The organism is Streptomyces sp. SBT349 (genome assembly GCF_001083795.1).
Taxonomy (GTDB): Bacteria; Actinomycetota; Actinomycetes; order Streptomycetales; family Streptomycetaceae; genus Streptomyces.
Genome location: NZ_LAVK01000042.1, coordinates 1 through 19,718 on the forward strand (window position 1 = coordinate 1; position 19,718 = coordinate 19,718).

The 19,718-nt window shown below is 72.7% G+C and carries 16 protein-coding genes and 2 pseudogenes; 1 reads left to right on the top strand and 17 read right to left on the bottom strand.

Going from position 1 to position 19,718, the window contains the following annotated elements:
• Positions 1 to 95 precede the first annotated feature (95 nt).
• The 15 genes and pseudogenes from lepB (ADY01_RS07970) to ADY01_RS08040 all read right to left on the bottom strand — a co-directional run bounded on the left by lepB (ADY01_RS07970) (position 96) and on the right by ADY01_RS08040 (position 15,886).
• Positions 96 to 1,295 (bottom strand): signal peptidase I, encoded by a 1,200-nt coding sequence (lepB, locus tag ADY01_RS07970; protein WP_107081667.1) that lies wholly within the window; start codon positions 1,293 to 1,295, stop codon positions 96 to 98.
• A 295-nt stretch (positions 1,296 to 1,590) separates the two neighbouring features.
• A pseudogene (lepB, locus tag ADY01_RS41760) lies at positions 1,591 to 2,379 on the bottom strand (signal peptidase I); the annotation flags it as partial.
• Positions 2,372 to 3,073, bottom strand: coding sequence for a signal peptidase I (gene lepB, locus ADY01_RS07980; RefSeq protein ID WP_049568010.1), 702 nt, complete (start codon positions 3,071 to 3,073; stop codon positions 2,372 to 2,374). The pseudogene lepB (ADY01_RS41760) and the gene lepB (ADY01_RS07980), both read right to left, overlap by 8 nt.
• Before the next feature lie 30 nt (positions 3,074 to 3,103).
• On the bottom strand, positions 3,104 to 3,451 hold the full coding sequence (gene rplS / locus ADY01_RS07985; protein WP_049568013.1) for a 50S ribosomal protein L19: 348 nt from the start codon (positions 3,449 to 3,451) through the stop codon (positions 3,104 to 3,106).
• A 141-nt stretch (positions 3,452 to 3,592) separates the two neighbouring features.
• Positions 3,593 to 4,405, bottom strand: a complete 813-nt coding sequence (gene trmD, locus ADY01_RS07990; RefSeq protein ID WP_049568016.1) for a tRNA (guanosine(37)-N1)-methyltransferase TrmD — start codon at positions 4,403 to 4,405, stop codon at positions 3,593 to 3,595.
• Positions 4,402 to 4,920: a ribosome maturation factor RimM gene (gene rimM / locus ADY01_RS07995; protein ID WP_049568019.1), complete on the bottom strand. Its 519-nt coding sequence runs from the start codon at positions 4,918 to 4,920 to the stop codon at positions 4,402 to 4,404. Before rimM ends, trmD begins: the two co-directional genes overlap by 4 nt.
• A 128-nt stretch (positions 4,921 to 5,048) precedes the next feature.
• Positions 5,049 to 5,288 (bottom strand): RNA-binding protein, encoded by a 240-nt coding sequence (locus ADY01_RS08000; RefSeq protein ID WP_049568021.1) that lies wholly within the window; start codon positions 5,286 to 5,288, stop codon positions 5,049 to 5,051.
• 2 nt (positions 5,289 to 5,290) lie between these two features.
• Complete coding sequence (gene rpsP / locus ADY01_RS08005) at positions 5,291 to 5,728, bottom strand: 30S ribosomal protein S16 (RefSeq protein WP_049568025.1); 438 nt, start codon at positions 5,726 to 5,728, stop codon at positions 5,291 to 5,293.
• Between the two features lie 173 nt (positions 5,729 to 5,901).
• Positions 5,902 to 6,507, bottom strand: coding sequence for a hypothetical protein (locus ADY01_RS08010; protein ID WP_049568084.1), 606 nt, complete (start codon positions 6,505 to 6,507; stop codon positions 5,902 to 5,904).
• A 203-nt stretch (positions 6,508 to 6,710) separates the two neighbouring features.
• Complete coding sequence (proS, locus tag ADY01_RS08015; protein WP_049568026.1) at positions 6,711 to 8,126, bottom strand: proline--tRNA ligase; 1,416 nt, start codon at positions 8,124 to 8,126, stop codon at positions 6,711 to 6,713.
• Between the two features lie 66 nt (positions 8,127 to 8,192).
• Entirely contained in the window at positions 8,193 to 9,737 is a 1,545-nt protein-coding gene (gene ffh, locus ADY01_RS08020; RefSeq protein ID WP_049568029.1) for a signal recognition particle protein, read from the bottom strand.
• 75 nt (positions 9,738 to 9,812) lie between these two features.
• Positions 9,813 to 12,347, bottom strand: a complete 2,535-nt coding sequence (locus ADY01_RS08025) for a [protein-PII] uridylyltransferase (protein ID WP_049568031.1) — start codon at positions 12,345 to 12,347, stop codon at positions 9,813 to 9,815.
• 79 nt (positions 12,348 to 12,426) lie between these two features.
• Entirely contained in the window at positions 12,427 to 12,765 is a 339-nt protein-coding gene (locus ADY01_RS08030; RefSeq protein ID WP_049568034.1) for a P-II family nitrogen regulator, read from the bottom strand.
• The gene (locus ADY01_RS08035; RefSeq protein WP_078900096.1) at positions 12,762 to 13,982 is read right to left on the bottom strand and encodes an ammonium transporter; all 1,221 of its coding nucleotides are present in this window, start codon (positions 13,980 to 13,982) and stop codon (positions 12,762 to 12,764) included. Before ADY01_RS08035 ends, ADY01_RS08030 begins: the two co-directional genes overlap by 4 nt.
• A gap of 380 nt (positions 13,983 to 14,362) precedes the next feature.
• Positions 14,363 to 15,886 carry a hypothetical protein gene (locus ADY01_RS08040; protein WP_049568036.1) on the bottom strand — a complete coding sequence of 508 codons (1,524 nt, stop codon included), beginning with the start codon at positions 15,884 to 15,886 and terminating at the stop codon, positions 14,363 to 14,365.
• Positions 15,887 to 16,211: 325 nt separating this feature from the next.
• On the opposite strand from ADY01_RS08040, the gene ADY01_RS08045 reads away from it, so the two are divergent.
• On the top strand, positions 16,212 to 16,901 hold the full coding sequence (locus ADY01_RS08045; RefSeq protein WP_049568039.1) for a bifunctional DNA primase/polymerase: 690 nt from the start codon (positions 16,212 to 16,214) through the stop codon (positions 16,899 to 16,901).
• Between the two features lie 33 nt (positions 16,902 to 16,934).
• Here ADY01_RS08045 and ftsY read toward each other — a convergent pair whose 3' ends face one another.
• Both ftsY and ADY01_RS08055 read right to left on the bottom strand, forming a co-directional pair.
• A complete protein-coding gene (gene ftsY / locus ADY01_RS08050) occupies positions 16,935 to 18,158 on the bottom strand; it encodes a signal recognition particle-docking protein FtsY (protein WP_049568040.1) in 1,224 nt (407 codons plus the stop codon).
• Between the two features lie 59 nt (positions 18,159 to 18,217).
• Positions 18,218 to 19,643 (bottom strand): annotated as a pseudogene (locus tag ADY01_RS08055) (sugar porter family MFS transporter).
• Positions 19,644 to 19,718 lie beyond the last annotated feature (75 nt).

The following is a 19,718-nucleotide window of genomic DNA, read 5'->3' on the forward strand; positions in this document are numbered from 1 at the left end:
CGTATGACTCCCGCCATGAGGCCCCCTCCCGATCGGTGTCAGGAGGTGACCCTATCCATCCGCCCGCACGGGGTCAGCCCTGCGGGGGCTCACCCTCAGCCCTGCGGAGGCTCCCCGGCCACGGCGGTTCCGGAGGAGCCGGGGAGGCCCGAGGAGCCGGAGGAGGAGTCGGAGGAGGAGGAGGACGCCCTGTTCAGCAGCCTCCGGCGGCGCAGCAGGACCAGGGGCAGGGCCCCGGCCAGGCCGAGCGCCGCGGGAGTCGCGGCGGCCGCGGCGGCGCCCACCGAGCCGTAGCTGTCGGGGACGGGCAGCGTGGACCAGCGGTTCAGGGGCCAGGCGATGACGATGGCGCGGCCGACGACGTCGTCCTCGGAGACGGTGCCGCCGCCCTCCAGGTTCTGGTGGTAGCGCGAGTCCAGGGAGTCCTGCCGGTGGTCGCCCATCACCCACAGCCGGCCCTCGGGAACGGTGATGGGCCCGAAGGGCCGGTCCCCGCACGGGGTGTTCCCCGGGAAGAGGTACTCGCTCTCGTCGAGCGACGTCCCGTTCACCACGACCTGGCCGCCCTCCTGGCACTCCACGGTGTCGCCGCCGACGGCGATCACGCGCTTGATCAGGTCCTGTTCCTCGGCCGACGGCATCAGCCCGATGAAGCTCAGCGCGCTCTGCACGGCCCCGCCGAGGCCGCCGCTCTCGGAGGTCGACTCCCCCAGCCAGCCCCCCGGGTCGTGGAAGACGACGACCTCGCCGCGTTCGGGCTCGGAGCCGAACCACGGGGTGAGCTTGTCCACCAGGACGCGGTCGCCCTCCTGGAGGGTGTCCTGCATCGAGTTGGACGGAATGGAGAACGCCTGGACCAGGAAGGTCTTGATGAGCAGCGCCAGCACGATGGCGATGCCGATCAGGATCGGCAGCTCCTTCCAGAAGGAGCGCTGCTTGGCGGCGGCGACCCGGCGGCGCCTGCCCCTGCGGCCCGGGCCTTCCCCGCCCTCGCCGTCGCCCTCGGCAGCGCCACCGCCCTCGCCATCGCCGTCACCCTCCGCGGCGGCGTTCCCGTCCGCTCCGTCCGGGTCGGGCCCGTCGCCCGCGCCCGCCTGGTCAGCCGGATCCCGTGGGGCCTTGCCGAGGCGGTCCCTGTCCCGGCGCTCCCCCTGCCGAGGGTCCCTGGCCGCGCCCTCGGAGTCGCCGGGGGCGGCGTCGCGGGGCTCTTCGCCGAACGCCCCACGACCGGGGTTCGCCGGGCGCTCCTCCGGGTCTTCCGCGCCGGACCGGGCACCCACCGCTACGTCCCCCACATTCGCTCCTCACGATCCGCTCCGGCCTGTCGGGCCCCTCAGGTGGTCTCCACAGCAGGCCCACCACTCCCATAACGAGCGGGAGTTCCGCAGGGATCGGGAGTCGCGCCAATTCGTCTTGATTGCGAGGGCCATTCTCCCCCCTGCCGGTGCGGGCGTCGACGGCGCCCGCCCCAGACGCGGCGTCCGGCACCGAGGAGAACGTGTCGGTGCCGCCGAGCCGCTGCCAGTGGCCGAAGGGCCAGGCGATCACCACGGCACGGCCGACCACGAGGTTTTCGGGGACCGTGCCCTGCCCCTCCTCCTCCAGGTGGTAACGGGAGTCGGCCGAGCTCGACCGGTGGTCCCCCATGACGAACAGGCGCCCCTCGGGAACGGTCACCTCGAACTCGATCTGCGAGGGCGGATTGTCCGGGTACAGATAGGGCTCGTCCAGCGGAACGCCATTGACCGTGATCCGACCCTCGGGGTCGCAGCAGACCACCGTGTCGCCGCCGATCCCGATGACCCGTTTGATCAGATCTTGATCGTCATCGCTCGGCAGCAGACCGATCCAGGTCAGTGCCGCCTGGATGTGCCTGATTCCGAACGGCCCCTGACCGGATTCGTCCCCCGCCCCCTCGGTCTCCAGCCACCCGCCCGGGTCCTTGAAGACCACGACCTCGCCGCGCGAGGGCTCCCAGCCGAACCAGGGCGTGAGCTTGTCCACGAGCACGCGGTCGTCCACACGAATCGTTTCTTCCATGGACCCCGACGGGATGACGAACGCCTGCACCAGGAAGGTCTTCAGCACCAGCGCGATCAGCAGCGCGGTGCCGATGAGGATCGGGATCTCCCGCGTGGCCCGCAGCCGCCTGCGCCGCTTGATGCGCTTGGCGGCCCGCCGCCGGTCCGCCCGCCCCTCGCCCGGACCGCGGAGCGTGAGGGGCTGCTCGTCCCCGCCCGGCGCCGTGCCCGGCTCGGGATCGGTGCCCGCGGGGTCCGGGGGGCCCATGGGGCGGCTCACCGGGGCCGGCCCGTCCGCGTCGGGGCCCGGCCCTGCCACCCGGCGGCGCCCCGAACGGGGTCTGCCGCGCTCACCCATGGTCCGACCGCATCCAGCCCCAGCGATCCACCGGCCATCCGATCAGCTCCACGCGGCCGATCACCCTGTCCTCGGGAACGGTGCCGCCTCCCGGGGAGCCGAGATACTCCCGGGAGTCCGCCGAGTCGGAACGGTGATCGCCCATTACCCACAACCGTCCCTCGGGCACTCGGATATCAAACGTGACATTCGAAGGCCTGTCCCCTGGATACAGATACGGCTCGTCCAGCGGGTCGCCGTTGACCTCGAGCCGCCCCTGACTGTCGCAGCAGCGCACGCGGTCCCCGCCGATCCCGATAACGCGTTTCACATAGTCGGTCTCCGAGGACTGCGCCAGCCCCACCGCCGCGCCCGCGGTGCGGAGCAGGCCGACCAGCAGGCCCGGATCCGCCTCCTCCGCGACGAAGGAGCCGGTGCCGTCGAAGACGATGACATCGCCCCGGGCGACCTCGCCGCCGAAGCGGTAGGCCAGCTTGTTGACCAGGACCCGGTCGCCCACCTGGAGGGTGCCCTCCATGGATCCGCTGGGGATCAGAAAGGGCTGCATCACCAGGGCGTTGGTGAGCGCGGTGATCACCACCGTGCTCAGCGCCACCACCACCCACAGACGCGCCGAGCGCGACCACCGCCGCCAGCCCTTCGCGGGTCTGGCGGGGCGATCGCGCTCCGGGGTGTCTGCGTCGGAATCGGTCACGCCGTGATGGTAACCGGGAGCGGGCGGGGCTCAGTTCTCCCGCTTCTCCTTGATCTTGGCGGCCTTGCCGCGGAGGTTCCGCAGGTAGTAGAGCTTGGCGCGGCGGACGGCGCCGCGGGTCACGACCTCGATCTTCTCCACCACCGGGGTGTGGACGGGGAACGTGCGCTCCACGCCGACACCGAAGCTGACCTTGCGCACCGTGAAGGTCTCCCGGATCCCGGAGCCCTGGCGGCGGATCACCACGCCCTTGAACTGCTGGACGCGGGACCGGTTGCCCTCGATGACGCGGACGTGGACGTTGACCGTGTCCCCGGGCCTGAAGGCCGGGATGTTGTCCCGCAGGGATGCGGAGTCGACACTGTCCAGGACGTTCATAACCTGCTGCTCTCCTCGCCGATGCCACAGGTCATCGACGGAAACGATCATGATGCACGAACGGAAGGGTGGTGGCCCGGTCGCGCCGGCGGGCGTCGATCCCCCTGTGGCAGGGTCACGCACCGGACGAGAGCCAGCGGCCTATTCTTCCACGCGCCCCGACGCGCGCCCAAATCGGCCGTCCTCGCCGGGCTCCCACCCGAGCTCGGCCAGGGTGGCGAGATCGTGCCTGTCCAGGGCGGCGGGGTCGCACCGTTCGATCAGATCCGGCCGGTTGGCGGCGGTGCGGCGCAACGCCTCGTCCCGGCGCCAGCGGGCGATCCTCCCGTGGTGGCCGCTGATCAGCACCTCGGGAACGGTCCTGCCGCGCCACTCGGGCGGCTTGGTGTGGACCGGTCCCTCCAGCAGCCCGGCCATCGCCCCCGGCGCGAACGAGTCGTCGCGGTGCGAGTCCGCGTTGCCCAGAACCCCGGGCAGCAGCCGGGCGATGGCCTCGACCATCACCAGCACCGGCGCCTCGCCCCCGGCCAGCACGTAGTCGCCGATGGAGACCTCGCGCACGTCGAGACGCGCGCCGTACTCCTCGATCACGCGCCGGTCGATGCCCTCGTAACGCGCCGGCGTGAACACCAGCCACCGCGCCGCGGAGAGCTCCTGCGCCAGCTCCTGGGTGAACGGGCGCCCGCTCGGCGTGGGCACCACGATCACCGGATCGTCCCCCGCGCCCGAGGCCAGCACCGCGTCCAGGGCCTCGCCCCACGGCTCGGGCTTCATCACCATGCCGGGGCCGCCGCCGTAGGGGGTGTCGTCGACGGTGTGATGGCGGTCGTGGGTGAAGGCGCGCAGGTCGTGCACCCGCACGTCGAGCCGCCCGGCGGCTCGCGCCTTGCCGACCAGCGAGACGTTCAGCGGCTCCAGGTACTCGGGGAAGATCGTGACGATGTCGAGCCTCATGCGGTGCCGCCGTCGAGCAGCCCCGGCGGCGGGTTCACCACCACCCGGCCCGCCGCGAGGTCGATCTCCGGGACGATCTCCTCGACGAACGGGATCAGCGCCTCGTCGCCCTCCGGCCGCGCCACGACCAGCAGGTCCTGGCCCGGCAGATGCGCGACCTCGGTGATCTCGCCGATCGGCTCCCCCTCGCCCGTGACCGCGTCGAGGCCGACCAGCTGGTGGTCGTAGAACTCCTCGGGGTCCTCCGGCTGCTCCTCCGGGTCCACCTCGGCGATCAGCAGGACGTTCCGCAGGGCCTCGGCCCCCGTGCGGTCGGCGACTCCCGCGAAGCGCAGCAGCAGCCGGCCGCTGTGCACCCGGCCGCTCTCGATGGTCAACGGGCCCGCGCCGGCCGGGTCGGTGGCCAGCACGGCCCCGGGCGCCAGGCGCGCCTCGGGCTCGTCCGTGCGGACTTCGACGCTGACCTCGCCCTTGATCCCGTGGGCGCGGCCGATCCTTGCGACGACGAGTTCCACGTGTGGTCTTTCCGTTCTCGACTTCTCGACTTCTCGGCGTCCCGACGTCTCGGTGCCGGGAGAGGATGCGCCGAGGGCCGGGGGCGGCGGTGCCGCCCCCGGCCCTCGGCGAGATGCCGGCGTCGCCCTCAGCGAACCTCGTCCGCGTCGACGAGATCGACGCGGACGCCCTTGCCGCCGAGCGCGCCCACGACCGTGCGCAGGGAGCGCGCGGTGCGGCCGTTGCGGCCGATGACCTTGCCGAGGTCGTCGGGGTGCACCCGGACCTCGATCACCCGCCCACGGCGCAGCGTGCGCTGGGCGACCTGAACGTCATCGGGGTGATCGACGATGCCCTTCACCAAATGCTCCAGGGCCTCTTCGAGCATTGTCAGCCCTCGGCCGACGCGGCCGGCGCCGCGGCCTCGGCGTCGGCCTTCTTCTCGGCCCTCTTCGCCTTCGGGGTGATGGCCTCACCCCGCGGCTCGCCACCGGACTCCTTGGCCGCGGCCTCGAACAGGACGCGCTTGTCGGGCTTCGGCTCGGCGACCTTCATCGGCGGCGGGGCCGGCAGCCCCTTGAACTGCTGCCAGTCGCCGGTGACCTTGAGGATGGCCATGACGGGCTCGGTCGGCTGCGCGCCGACGCCGAGCCAGTACTGCACGCGCTCCGAGTCGACCTCGATGCGCGACGGGTTCTGTACCGGGTGGTACAGGCCCAGTTCCTCGATGGCCCTGCCGTCCCTGCGGGTCCGGGAGTCGGCGACGACGATGCGGTAGTGCGGCGAACGGATCTTGCCCAGTCGCTTCAGCTTGATCTTGACTGCCACGGGTGTGGTGTCTCCTGCGTGTTGACGTGATGGGCCACGGCGGACTGCCGCGTGGGGCTGCGGCTCCGGGAGGCCCGGTGGACGCGTCAGCCGGAGGAGAGAGGGGTCCTGTGCGACTGTCGAGTTCAACCGCCCATTCTGCCATAGCCCCACAGGGGGGCTCGCCATCGGAGTCAGGAGGACGCCACCACGGTCAGGGTCTCGGCGATCTCGAACGGCTGCTTGCAGGCGCCGCAGACGATCGGCGCCTGCGCCAGGACGGACGGGACGACGCGGACGTTGCGTCCGCACTCGCAGACCGCCTTGACCCGCACCCCACCCCCCGACGAGCCGTGCCTCGCGGCGGGGCCGCGGAAGCTCCGCTTGGTGTCGGTCACCGTGGCCGCGAGGTGCGCCTTCAACGCGCGCTGGAGCCGCTCGGCCGTCGGCCGATACCGCCTGCGGGTCTCGGGGTTCATCGTGACCAGGGAGAAGCCACTGCTCGGATGCGGATCCTCCGCGTGATCGAGGCCGAGTTCCTCGGCGATCGCGAGAAAACGCCTGTTGTGGTAGCGCCCCGCGCGGGAGGTGTCCCTGACCCCCCGGGCGGCGGCGATACCGTGCACGGCCTCATGCAGCAGCCGTTCGAAGGAGAGCTCGGACCCGCAGGCCGACGAGGACTCTCCGATCAGGGACTCTGGCGTGGCCAAGTCCGGCAGCTCCGGGTGGTGCCGTTGAATATCGGCCCACGCGTGCGCCAGCTCGGCGGCGAGAACTGGAACTGGTTGTGTCGTGCTCACGTCGTAGCTAACGAGCGAGGTCCCCGAGGTGTTCCGATTCCGGGGCAAGTCCACGAATTTGCACCTACCAGTCAGTTCGCGGCCATTGCCCCGGGCACGCCGGGACGCGGACACCGCTCCACGGGGACGTTCACAGAGACGTTCACGGGGGTCCCGGCGGGGCCTCAACACGGCCCCGACCAGGGGGTTTCCCGCGAGGCGACCTAGTAGGCGCGGCCCACGATCGCGATGGTGCCGGGCGCGTCGTCGGACTCGGGCACGGACCCGTCCTCGGCCACCAGGCAGCGCACCGAGACCGCGTCCTGCGCCAGCCTCGCCTCGCCCTCGGCGCCGAGATCCGCCCACGGGATGCGGGCCCAGCCGCCCGCGACGGCGGCCTCGACCGCCTCCTCGATGGTGCGCGCGTCCGTCGTCCGCTCCTCGCGGCGCTCCCTGGACTGGCGCAGCAGCAGCGCCTGGTCCTCCTCCAGCAGGCCGGGCAGCAGCCGCGTCAGCGCGTCGATGGCGACCGGCTCCTTGCCGCCGGGGATGCGGCGGGCCAGCATCGCGGTGCCCGCCTCCAAGTCCCGGGGGCCGACCTCGACCCGGATCGGAACGCCCTTGAGCTCCCAGTCCACGGCCCGGCGGCCGAACGGGGTGTCGGTGCGGTCGTCCACCTCGGTCCTGATCCCGGCCGCCGCCAGCGCGGCGCCGAGCTCGCGGACCTTGGCCAGCACGGCCTCGTCCTCCTTGATGGCCAGCACCACGACCTGCACCGGCGCCAGCCGCGGCGGGACGCGCAGGCCGTTGTCGTCGCCGTGCGACATGATCAGCCCGCCGACCATGCGGGTCGAGGAGCCCCAGGAGGTCTGCCAGACCAGCTCGCGGCCGCCGTCCTTGGAGAGGTAACGGGTGTCGAAGGCTTTCGCGAAGTTCTGCCCGAGCTCGTGGCTGGTGCCCATCTGGAGCGCCTTGCCGTCGCGCATCATCCCCTCCAGCGTGAGGGTGTTGATCGCGCCGGCGAACCGCTCGGCGGGGGACTTGCGGCCGAGGACGACGTCGATGGCGAGGGTGTTGATCATGAAGTCCGCGTAGACGTCGCGGTGGATGAGCGCCGCGTACGCGCGCGCCTCCTCGTAGGTGGCGTGGGCCGTGTGGCCCTCCTGCCACAGGAACTCGGTGGTGCGCAGGAAGATCCGCGGGCGCATCTCCCAGCGGACCACGTTCGCCCACTGGTTGATCAGCAGCGGCAGGTCGCGGTAGCTCTGCACCCACTTGGCGAAGGAGGCGTTGATGATCATCTCCGAAGTGGGCCTGACGACCACCGGCTCCTCGAGCTGCTTGCCGCCGCCATGGGTGACCACCGCCAGCTCGGGGGCGAAGCCCTCGACGTGCTCGGCCTCCTTGGCCAAATACGACTGGGGGATGAACAGCGGGAAGTACGCGTTCCTGGCACCCGCGGCCTTGATGCGGGTGTCCATCTCCTCCTGCATCCGCTCCCAGAGCCCGTACCCGTACGGTCGGATGACCATGGTGCCTCGGACGGGGCCGTTGTCGGCGAGCTCGGCCTTGCTGATCACGTCCTGGTACCAGCGCGGGAAGTCCTCCGCCTGGGAGGTGAGTACGGGAGCCTTAGCCATGGCGCAGATGGTACGGCGCCGCGGACCCCGAGCGTGAATCGGCCGTCCGCGGCTCCACGCGAACCCCTACTTGTCGGGCAGCATGTCCCGGAACTCCTTGGGCAGCTCGAAGTCCGCCGGGTCGGCGTCGCCGCCGAACGCGCCATCCTCGCCGCCCCGTTGGGCCGCCGCGCGCTCGTCCGCCTGGCGCTTCATCGGGTTCCCCGAGCGGCGGGCGCCCTTGGCCTTCTTCTGCTGCTGCTTGCCCTTGCGCCTGCCCGCTCCGCCGCCGAGCCCCGGCATGCCCGGCATCCCGGGCATGCCGCCGCCCTGCGCCATGCGGGACATCATCTTGCGGGCCTCGAAGAACCGCTCGACCAGGCCCTTCACCGCGCTGACGTCCACGCCGGAGCCGCGGGCGATGCGGACGCGCCGCGAGCCGTTGATGATCTTGGGGTCGGCACGTTCGCCCGGGGTCATGGACTTGATGATGGCGGCGGTGCGGTCGACCTCGCGCTCGTCCAGGTTGTTGATCTGCTCGCGCATCTGGCCCATGCCCGGCATCATCCCGAGCAGCTTGGAGATGGAGCCCATCTTGCGGACCTGCTCCATCTGCGCCAGGAAGTCGTCGAGCGTGAACTCCTTGGGCCCCTTGGCCAGTTTGCTGGCGAGCTTCTCCGCCTCCTGCTGGCTGAACGTGCGCTCCGCCTGCTCGATCAGCGTGAGCACGTCGCCCATGCCGAGGATGCGGGAGGCCATGCGGTCCGGGTGGAACGCGTCGAAGTCGTCCAGCTTCTCGCCGTTGGAGGCGAACATGATCTGGCGCCCGGTGACCTGCGCGATGGAGAGCGCCGCGCCGCCGCGCGCGTCGCCGTCCAGCTTGGAGAGCACCACACCGTCGAAGCCCACGCCGTCCCGGAACGCCTCGGCCGTGGTGACCGCGTCCTGGCCGATCATCGCGTCCACGACGAACAGGACCTCGTCGGGGCCGACCGCGTCCCTGATGTCGGCGGCCTGGCGCATCATCTCCTCGTCGATGCCCAGGCGGCCCGCGGTGTCGACGATGACCACGTCGTACTGCTTCTCGCGGGCGTGGACCACGGAGTCCTCGGCCACCTTGACCGGGTCGCCCACCCCGTTCCCCGGCTCGGGCGCGAAGACGCTGACACCGGCGCGCTCGCCGACGACCTGGAGCTGGTTGACCGCGTTGGGGCGCTGGAGGTCGCAGGCGACCAGCAGCGGGGCGTGGCCCTGCTCCTTCAGCCAGCGGCCCAGCTTGCCCGCGAGGGTCGTCTTGCCCGCGCCCTGGAGGCCCGCGAGCATCACCACGGTCGGGGGGGTCTTGGCGAAGCGGAGCCGCCGGGTCTCCCCGCCGAGGATGGCGACGAGCTCCTCGTTGACGACCTTGATGACCTGCTGCGACGGGTTGAGCGCCTTGGACACCTCGGCGCCCTGGGCCCGTTCCTTGATCTGCTTGATGAAGGACCGGACGACCGGCAGCGCGACATCCGCCTCCAGCAGGGCGATACGGATCTCACGCGTCGTGGCGTCGATGTCCGCCTCGCTCAGACGGCCCTTGCCCCTGAGATTCTTGAACGTGGCCGCGAGGCGGTCGGAGAGAGTGTCGAACACGGCGCTGGCGGTTCCTTACACATCGGCGGTCGGGTCGGCGGTGCCCTCCAGCGTATCCGTCCCGCGCCGGAACGGTCAGCCCGCGGTCGGAGGGGTCTGTTGTGCCAGGGCCTCCTGGAGGTCACGGGCGAGACCGGCCGCCTCCTCGGGCGGCAGCGGCGCCTTGTCGGGACCGGTGACGTAGAAGGCGTCCACGGCGTTGGCGCCCAGGGTGCTGACGTGCGCGCTCCGCACGATCACGCCCGCGCCGTCCAGCGCGTGGCCGATGCGGTACAGCAGCCCGGGGGCGTCCTGGGCGCGCACCTCGAGAACCGTGGCCACCGCGGAACCGAGGGGCGCGACCGTCACCCGGGGCGGTGGGGAGGGGGCGGCCCTGCGACGCGGGCGGCGGTAGGCGGCCTCGCGCTCGGCGAGCCTGCCCGCGATCGAGAGGGAGCCGTCCAGGGCGCGGACCAAGTCGGCGCGGAGCCGTTCCGCCTGGGGCAGCGAGCCGTACTCGGCGGCGACCCGCCAGTCGAGGAGGAGGACCGGGCCCTGCCCCGCCGGGTCCACGCTGCGCAGCTCGGCCGAGCGCACGGTGAGCCGGTGGAGCGCGAGCACGCCGGCGACGGCGGGCAGGACCCCGGGCCGCTCGGGCAGCGCCACGACCAGCTCGGCCCCGACCGGCTCCGGGCCGCCCTCGGCGTCCCCGGCGGCGCCGGCGTCCTCGGCGTCCTCGGCGGCCTGGGCGCCACCGGCCGGCTCGTGCGGCCCGGCGTGCAGGGTGACGACGGGCGCCCCGGTCCTGATGGCGTCGAGGGCGAGGCGCTCCGAGGCGGCGGTGATCCGGTCCTGGGCCGGGGGCCGCGGCGGCTCGCCGCCCTCGTCGAGGACGGCGCCGACCCGCTTGACCAGGTCGGCCAGGAGCGAGGCGCGCCAGCCCGACCATGCGGCGGGCCCGGTGGCCAGGGCGTCGGCCTCGGTCAGGGCGTGCAGCAGCTCCAGCGTGGACCGGCTGCCGACGGCGGAGGCGACGTTCGCGACGGTGGCGGGGTCGTCGAGGTCCCGCCGGGTCGCGGTCTCGATCAGCAGCAGGTGGTGGCGGACGAGGGTGGCCAGCACCTCGGTGTCGGCCGCGCCGAAGCCCATCCTGGCGGCCATGTCGCGGGCGATGGTCTCGCCGGCGACGCTGTGGTCGCCGGGCCAGCCCTTGCCGATGTCGTGCAGCAGGGCGGCGACCAGCAGCAGGTCGGGGCGGCCGACGCGGCGGGTGAGGGCGGAGGCGCGCACGGCGGTCTCGACCAGGTGCCGGTCGACGGTCCAGCGGTGCACGGCGTTGCGCTGGGGGCGGCAGCGGACCCGTTCCCAGTCGGGCAGCAGCCGCGTGATCAGCCCGGCCGCCTCCAGGGCCTCCCAGACCGGGACGGTGTCGGGCCCGGCGCCGAGGAGGGTGACGAACTGCTCGCGCGCCTCGGACGGCCACGGCACGGGCAGCGGGGCGTCGGCCGCGGCGAGGGCGTGCACCGCGGGCAGCGCGAGGGGCAGCGCGGCCTGCGCGGCGGCGGCCGCGGCACGCAGCGCCAGCACCGGGTCGCGGTCGGGGCGGGCGGAACGGGCGAGGACGACCTCGCCCTCGTGCTCGACGACGCCGTCGGCGATCGGGCTGCGCTCCTCGGCGGGGACGCGCCTGCCGCCGCGGTTGCCGGGGAGGAACCCGCGCAGCCGGCGGCGCGCGGAGCGGGCGCGCTGCACGCGGCCGACCTCGCGCCAGGTGACGTCGGAGGCGTAGGAGATGGTGCGGGCCGCCTCGTAGACGTGGCGCAGCAGGATGTCGGCGTCCAGCAGCCCGAGGGCGCGGGCGACCTGGTCCTGGTCCTCGAGGGCGAGCCGGTCGGTGGCGCGCCCGGTGGCCAGGTGCAGGGCGTCGCGGACGTCGAGGAGAACGTTGCGGGCGGCGTCCAGGCCCTGGCGGGGGGCGTCGGCGACCCAGGAGGCGGCGACGGCGCGCAGCGCGGTGGCGTCCCTGAGGCCGCCTCTGGCCTCCTTGAGGTCGGGTTCGAGGAGGAACGGCAGCTCGCCGTGGCGCCTGGCCCGTTCCCTGCCGAGCTCGTGCAGCTCGGGCAGGCGCGTGACGGCCTGGGCGCGCCACTGGGCGAGGAGGGCGGTGCGCAGCTCGGCGGTGAGGGCGGCGTCCCCCGCGAGGTGGCGGCCGTCGAGGAGGCCGAGGTGGACCTTGAGGTCGCCACCCGCGGTCTCGTGGGCCTCCGCGAGGGTGCGCACGGAGTGGTCGAGGGCGATGCCGAGGTCCCACACCGGGTACCAGAGCCGGTCGGCGAGGGCGGCGACCTCCGCGCGGGAGCCCTTCCCGTCGTGCAGCAGCAGGAGGTCGAGGTCGCTGCGCGGGGACAGCTCGCCCCGGCCGTAACCACCGACGGCGACCAGCGCGACGCGCCCGGGGCGCGGACCGCCGGCCAGCAGGCCGGCGAGCCATTCGTCGGTGAGCCGGGCGAGTCGGGCACGGCGCGGCGGCCCGGTCCGCGCCTCCTGCGAGAGGAGGTGCAGCCGGGCCGCCGCGTAGCCACCGCTGGGGCCCGTCGCGTCGCCGGTGGTCGGTGTGGTCTCCGCCGTCATGCGGTCCCCAACTCCTGCCTGTCTCCAGGCCGGAAACGTCTTCCGGCCAGGGGTGTACGCCGGCCAGGTCCTGGCTGACCTAGAGGGCGTCAGGGCCGCGCTCGCCGGTGCGGACGCGGATGGCCGTCTCGACGGGCACGCTCCAGACCTTGCCGTCACCGATCTTGCCGGTCCGCGCCGCCTTGACGACGACATCGAGGAGCTGTTCGGCGTCCGAGTCCTCGACCAGGAGCTCGATGCGGATCTTGGGCACCAGGTCGACCGTGTACTCCGCGCCCCGGTAGACCTCGGTGTGGCCGCGCTGGCGGCCGTAGCCGCTGGCCTCGGTGACGGTCAGGCCGTTCACACCGAAGGCCTGGAGGGCGTCCTTGACCTCGTCCAGCCGGTGCGGCTTGATCACCGCGGTGATGAGCTTCATGCGTCCACCTTCTTCTCGCCGGTCGCCAGGCCGGCGGGGGCCGAATTGTTGCCGACGGGCACGGAACCGGTGCCGGTCTGGGAGAAGTCGTATCCGGTCTCGGCGTGGTACGCCAGGTCGAGACCCGCGACCTCCTCGTCCTCGGTGGCACGGAAGCCGATGGTGCGCTGGATGAGCTGCGCGAGGATGTACGTCACCACGAACGAGTAGGCCAGCACGGAGAACGCGCCCAGGGCCTGCTTGCCGAACTGCTCCGCGCCGCCGAGGCCGCCGGTGGCCAGGAAGCCGACCATCAGCGTGCCGACGAGGCCGCCGACGAGGTGCACGCCGACGACGTCGAGGGAGTCGTCGTAGCCCAGCTTGTACTTGACGCTGACGGCCCAGGCGCAGAGCCCACCGGCGACCACGCCGATGAGGATGGCGCCCATCGGGTTGACGTGCGCGCCGGAGGGGGTGATCGCGACGAGGCCCGCGACGGCGCCGGACGCGGCACCCAGCGTGGTGAACGTGCCGTGGCGCACGCGCTCGTAGGCGAGCCAGCCGATGACGGCGGCGGCCGTGGCCACCTGGGTGTTGAGGGCCATCAGGGCGGCGGTGCCGTTGGGGGACAGCGCGGAGCCGGCGTTGAAGCCGAACCAGCCGAACCAGAGCAGGGCCGCGCCCAGCATGACCATCGGCAGGTTGTGCGGGCGCATCGGCTCCTTCTTGAACCCGACGCGCTTGCCGATCACCAGCACCGCGGCCAGCGCCCCGGCACCGGCGTTGATGTGCACGGCGGTGCCGCCGGCGAAGTCGATGACCTCCTGCTTGAACAGCCAGCCGTCCGAGGCCCAGACCCAGTGCGCGACGGGGAAGTAGACGACCGTGACCCACAGCGCGACGAACAGGGCCCAGCTGCTGAACTTGACGCGGTCGGCGAGCGCGCCGCTCATCAGGGCGGGCGTGAGCACCGCGAACATCACCTGGAAGAGGGCGAACGCGAGCATGTCGCCGTTCTCCGCGGTGATGTCCTGGAAGCCGACGAAGTCCAGGTTGCCGATGAGGCCGCCGTCGTCGGCCTCGGTGTAGTTGCTGCCGAAGGTGAGGGTGAAGCCGTAGAACACCCACAGCACGCTGACGATGCCCAGCGAGATGAAGGACATCATCAGCATGTTGAGCGCGCTCTTGACCCGGACCATGCCGCCGTAGAAGAAAGCGAGCCCCGGGGTCATCAGCATGACCAATGCTGCACAGATCACAACAAAAGCGATATCCGCTGCTTCCAACGTGAACGTCTCCTCGGAGTTACGACCCGTGCGGGCAGGTTCTTGGGCGGGTCAGGATGCGCCACAGGCTCTCCGAGAGCGGTTTCGGTCGATGGAGTCCATTGTTTCGCGGGGGTGACGATGGGGCACGGCGTGTTACACCGCAATGAAATGGATCAGTCGTGCGGCGCAGCGGCGCTACTGTGTCCGGCACCACCGCCGGGGCCCGCCGGGCGCCCGCCGGGACCGGCCGCGCCGACCGCCCGGCGTGACCTGGCGGGGGGAGCCGAGTCGGGCTGTCCTGGGCGGCCGGCGCGACCGGCGTCCGGGGGGCGCGGAGGCGGACGACGGGCTCAGACGGCCCAGCTCGCCTCACTTTCCGGGAGTTCGGCCCTGAGGCGCCGGCTGAGGTCGACGACCTCGGGCACCGGCCCGAACTCCCGCTGGGCCGCGGTCCACGTCGTCCGCAGCCGGTTGTTGACCCGCTCGGAGCGGAGCCGCCCGGCGAGGTCCTTCGCCTCGGCCGCCCGCGCCGTGCACGCCTCCGCCTCGCGGTCGAGGAGGTGCACGGTGGCCATGCCGATGAGGTTCAGTGCATACGAACGCTGGTGGCCGCCGGTCGGGTCGACCGCGCACTCCTCGGCGAAGAGCTCGACCGCGCGCTCCATCCGGGGCGCGGCCCGCGAAAGGTACATGGTGCTCTTGCCGCCCACATAGGCCAGATCGCGGTAGGAGTGGGCGTTCTCCGCGTTCAGTTCGGCCTCGGAGAAGAAGCGGATCCAGTCCGGCTCCCGCTCCCCCCGCTCGATGTCGGCGAACGCGTCCTCCGCCATCCGCACCGCGCGGTGGCACTTCGGCGCCTGGCCGACGGTGGCGTAGGCCCTGCCCTCCAGCGCGTAGAGCATCGCCTGGGTGCGGGCCGTGGCGCGCTCCCTGCTGCCGTACTGCGCCAGGTGGATGAGCTCCAGCGCGTCCTCGCCCCGGCCGAGGTGGATCATCTGGCGGCTCATCTTGGAGAGCACATACGCGCCGAGCGCCCGGTCCTCGGCCTCCTTGGCGGCGTGGAGGGCGAGCACGAAGTACTTCTGCGCGGTGGGCTGGAGCCCGATGTCGTAGCTCATCCAGCCGGCCAGCTCGGAGAGCTCCGCGGTGATGCCGAACAGCCGCCTGCGCACCGGCTCGGGCTGGGTCTCCTGGAGCAGGTCGGTGACCTCGTGCAGCTGGCCGACCACCGCCTTGCGGCGCAGCCCGCCGCCGCACTGGGCGTCCCAGGTGCGGAACTGCGCCGTGGCCTCGGAGAGTTGCGACAGCTCGGGCTCGGACAGGCCACTCGCCCGGCGCCCCTGACCGCCCCGGCGCGGCAGCGCCGCCAGCCGGGCCCCGGCGGTCGCCGCCTCGTGCGCGGGCGTGGGGACCAGCCAGCGCTGCATGGGCTCTATCAGGGCGGGCCCCGCCGACATGGTCAGCGACGTGCCGAGGAAGCCGCGGCGCCCGAGCATGAGGTCGCTGCGGGAGAACTCGTTGATCAGGGAGACGGTCTGGGGCCCGGCCCAGGGCAGGTCGATCCCGGAGACCGCGGCGGACTGCGGGAGCGAGCGCAGCCCGAGGTCCTCGATGCTGACCACGCAGCCGAAGCGCTCGGAGAACAGGTCGGAGAGGATGCGCGGAATGGGCTCGCGCGGCTGTTCGCCGTCCAGCCAGCGACGCACGCGGGAGGTGTCCGTGCTGATGTGGTGGGCCTCCAGCTGGCGGGCCCGGCGGTTGACCTGGCGGGCGAGCTCGCCCTTGGACCAGCCGCTCCGCCGGAACCACGATCCCAGTCGTTCGTTCGGCTGCCTGGCGGGGATTCCGCTGCCGACCACCCTGACGCCCCCCATCACGGTATCCGCGTGCCGGCCGGCCCCCTGGGGCACCTGCTGACACGACGTCTACGAATGCACTGAAAGTAATCCTACGATCACTGGCCTGGCGAGAGGGGGCTCGCAATCGCCACCATTCGCCACCCCTGCGCGTGCACACTGATGCCCGCCGCGCAGGCTTCACTTGTACGCGCGTGGCTCGCGATCGGTGGTTCGGAAGCACGAAGGGGGCGCGCGCGTCTGAACGCACTCCCCGGGCGCGACGCACTCGCTCCGTCGCCGCCGTCGCCTCTTCACGCCGGCACGTCGTAACCATCGGCAGAGTGCACCCGTTGGAGTGGGTATGGGCTTCGGAATCGCCGGTATGCGGGAGATGCGCGCCTCGCGGCTGGCCGCCCGGCACCCCGGCCGCTCCGGCCCGGCCCCCGTCCCGACGGCCGTGGCGGAGTACACGGGTCTGTGGGGCTGGGACGTGCTCCCCGGCGCGCGGGCCAGGCGCGGCGCCGACGGGCGCGTCGCCTGCTCGTGCGGCGGACCCCGCTGCCCCGCGCCAGGCGCCCACCCGCTGGCGTCCGAGCGCGCGATCCCCGCGGGCACCACGCTGGAGGCCGCGCTGCGCGCCTGGGAGCGCGCCCCCGAGGCCACCGCGCTGCTGCCCACCGGCGGCAGCTTCGACGTGCTGGACGTGCCGACCGCCGCCGCCCTGCGCGCCCTGCCCCGCCTCGAACGCCTCGGGGTGCCGCTCGGCGCCGTGGCCGTGGCGCCGCACGGCCGCGCCTGGTTCCTCGTCGCCCCCGGCGCCGCGGCCGAGCTGCCCGACCTGCTCCACCGCCTGGGCTGGGACGCCGACCCTCCCGACCTGAACGGCCTCGGCACCGGGCGGCACATCACCGCGCCGCCCTCCGACCACGCCGGCCGGGGCGCCGTCCGCTGGCTGCGCCCGCCGGACCTGGGGTCGGCCGCGGCGCCACCGCGCGCCAGGCTGCTCCTCGGCATCCTGGCCTACGCGTGCCACCGGGCCTGGCTGCGCTGAGCCTCGCCGCCGCGCCGCCGCCCGGGGGCGGGCTCAGCTCAGCAGCGCGTCCACGAACGCCTCGGGCTCGAACGGAGCGAGGTCGTCCGGGCCCTCGCCGAGCCCCACCAGCTTGACCGGGACGCCCAGTTCCCGCTGGACCGCCACGACGATGCCGCCCTTGGCCGTGCCGTCCAGCTTGGTCAGGGCGATGCCGGTGATGTCGACCACCTCCGCGAAGACCCGCGCCTGCACCAGCCCGTTCTGCCCGGTGGTGGCGTCCAGCACCAGCAGCACCTCGCCGACCGGGCCGTGCTTCTCCACCACCCGCTTGACCTTGCCCAGCTCGTCCATCAGGCCGGTCTTGGTGTGCAGCCGCCCGGCGGTGTCCACCAGCACCACGTCGGCGCCCGCCTCGATGCCCTCCTTCACCGCGTCGAACGCGACCGAGGCCGGGTCGCCGCCCTCGGGGCCGCGGACGGTCCTGGCGCCGACGCGCTGGCCCCAGGTCTGCAACTGGTCGGCGGCGGCGGCGCGGAAGGTGTCGGCGGCGCCGAGGACCACGGAGTTCCCCTCGGCGACCAGCACCCGGGCGAGCTTGCCCGTGGTGGTGGTCTTGCCCGTCCCGTTCACGCCGACGACCAGCACCACGGCGGGGCGCTCCTCGCCCTCGGCCGAGACGCCGCCCTCCGTGTGCACCACCCGGTCCATGTCCGTGCCCACCTGGGCCAGCAGTTCCTCGCGCAGCAGCGTCCGCAGGTCGTCCGGCGTGCGCGTGCCCAGGACCCGGACGCGCTCCCGCAGGCGCCCGACCAGCTCCTGCGTCGGATGCACGCCGACGTCCGCGGTGATCAGCGTGTCCTCGATCTCCTCCCAGGTGTCGTCGTCCAGACGCTCCCTGGCGAGCAGGGTCAGCAGCCCGCGCCCCAGGGAGGTCTGGGAACGGGAGAGCCTGGCGCGGAGCCTGACCATCCGCCCGGCGGCCGGCTCGGGAACCTCGATCTCCGGCGCCTCGGGCTCGACCGTCTCCGCCGTCTCCGCCGTCTCCGCCGTCTCCGGCGGCGCGGGCAGCGTGACGTCCTCCACCACGCGGCGTTCGTCCTGGGCCGTGGCCCCGGCCTCGTCACCGACCTGCGGCTCTCCCGGCGGGATGGTGCGGGTGGCCTCCGGCCCGCCCGGTGGCGGCGGGGCCTGCTTGCGGCGGCTGCTGACGACGAACGCGCTGATCGCGACGGCGGCGATCACGGCGATGATGACGACAAGGATCAGGATGTCCATCGGTTCCCTTGGTGGGCCTGAGCGGGGGGATAACGGGTCCTAACGTACCGCCGCCCCGCCTACCCCATCTCTTCCAGGGACTTGCCCTTGGTCTCCGGCACCAGGGCCAGCACGAACGGGATCGACAGCAGGGCGAAGCCCGTGTAGATCATGTAGGCGCCCGACAGGTTCCAGTCGGAGAGCGTCGGGAAGCTCTGGCTGACCGCCCAGTTGGCGATCCACTGCGCCGAGGCGGCGACCCCGAGCGCCGCGGCGCGGATCCTGCCGGGGAACATCTCGCCCAGCAGCACCCAGACGACGACGCCCCAGGACAGCGCGAAGAAGAGCACGAAACCGTGGGCGCCGATCAGCGCGACGGCACCCTGGCCGTCCGGAAGGGTGATGTCCTCGCCGGTGCCCTCCTTGAAGGAGAACGCCCAGGCCGTGAGCGCCAGCGAGAGGCTCATGCCCACCGAGCCGATCAGCGCCAGGGCCCTGCGGCCGATGCGGTCGATGAGGACCATGGCGATCACGGTGCCGATGATGTTGATGATCGAGCTGGTGAAGGAGTAGAAGAACGACGCGTTGGGATCGATCCCGACCGACTGCCACAGCGAGTTGGAGTAGTAGAAGATCACATTGATGCCGACAAGCTGCTGAAGGACGGAGAGGCCGACGCCGACCCAGACGATGGGCAGCAGTCCGGCCCGGCCGCCGATCAGGTCGCGCCAGCTGGAGCGGCGCCGGCTGTGGATGGCGGCCTCGATCTCCTCGACCCTCGCGTCCAGGTCGGTGCCGACGTCCTCCACGCCGGCCAGCACCCGCCGGGCCTCCTCACGCCTGCCGGTCGCGACCAGATGGCGCGGGGACTCCGGGATGTGCAGGGTCATCGCCCCGTAGACCAGGGCGGGCACGACCCCCATGCCCAGCATCACCTGCCACGCCTCCAGGCCGAGCAGCGAGCCGCGCTGGTCGCCGTCGGCGAGGTTCACCAGACCCCAGTTGACCAGCTGGGACATCGCGATGCCCAGCACGATCGCGGCCTGCTGGAACGACGCGAGCCGGCCGCGGTACTCGGCCGGTGAGACCTCGGCGATGTAGGCGGGAGCGATGACGGAGGCCATGCCGATGGCGACGCCGCCGAGAACGCGCCAGAGCGCGAGGTCCCAGAGGGCGAACGGCAGCATCGAGCCGAGCGAGCTGACCAGGAACAGCAGCGCCGCCAGCCGCATCACGCGGATGCGGCCGAGGCGGTCGGCGAGCCGCCCGGCGATGACCGCGCCCAGCGCGGCGCCCAGCAGCGCGATGGCCACGACGGTGCCCAGGGTGGGAGGAGACGGCGAACCGCCCGCGGATCCCCTCGACCGCGCCGTTGATGACGGCGCTGTCGTAGCCGAAGAGGAAGCCGCCCAGCGCCGCCGCCGCGGCGATGAAGATCACATGGTTCAGGTGCGGAGGACGCGGCGTCCGCCGCGTCGCCCGCCCGGCTTTCGCGCTGGTCGTCATGGTGCACTCCTGCGGTTCGGGCTGCGCTGCCGCCCCTACGGGTGCTCGCCCCGGCCCCGCCGTACACATCGGGAT

Coding starts and splice junctions, on each gene's coding strand:
- ADY01_RS08000 (WP_049568021.1), bottom strand. CDS start 5,288: ATGCTCGAAGAGGCCCTGGAGCATTTGGTGAAGGGCATCGTCGATCAC.
- proS (WP_049568026.1), bottom strand. CDS start 8,126: ATGGCTAAGGCTCCCGTACTCACCTCCCAGGCGGAGGACTTCCCGCGC.
- ADY01_RS08045 (WP_049568039.1), top strand. CDS start 16,212: ATGGGCTTCGGAATCGCCGGTATGCGGGAGATGCGCGCCTCGCGGCTG.
- ADY01_RS08040 (WP_049568036.1), bottom strand. CDS start 15,886: ATGGGGGGCGTCAGGGTGGTCGGCAGCGGAATCCCCGCCAGGCAGCCG.
- rplS (WP_049568013.1), bottom strand. CDS start 3,451: ATGAACGTCCTGGACAGTGTCGACTCCGCATCCCTGCGGGACAACATC.
- ftsY (WP_049568040.1), bottom strand. CDS start 18,158: ATGGACATCCTGATCCTTGTCGTCATCATCGCCGTGATCGCCGCCGTC.
- ADY01_RS08035 (WP_078900096.1), bottom strand. CDS start 13,982: ATGCTGATGACCCCGGGGCTCGCTTTCTTCTACGGCGGCATGGTCCGG.
- ADY01_RS08025 (WP_049568031.1), bottom strand. CDS start 12,347: ATGACGGCGGAGACCACACCGACCACCGGCGACGCGACGGGCCCCAGC.
- ADY01_RS08030 (WP_049568034.1), bottom strand. CDS start 12,765: ATGAAGCTCATCACCGCGGTGATCAAGCCGCACCGGCTGGACGAGGTC.
- trmD (WP_049568016.1), bottom strand. CDS start 4,405: ATGAGGCTCGACATCGTCACGATCTTCCCCGAGTACCTGGAGCCGCTG.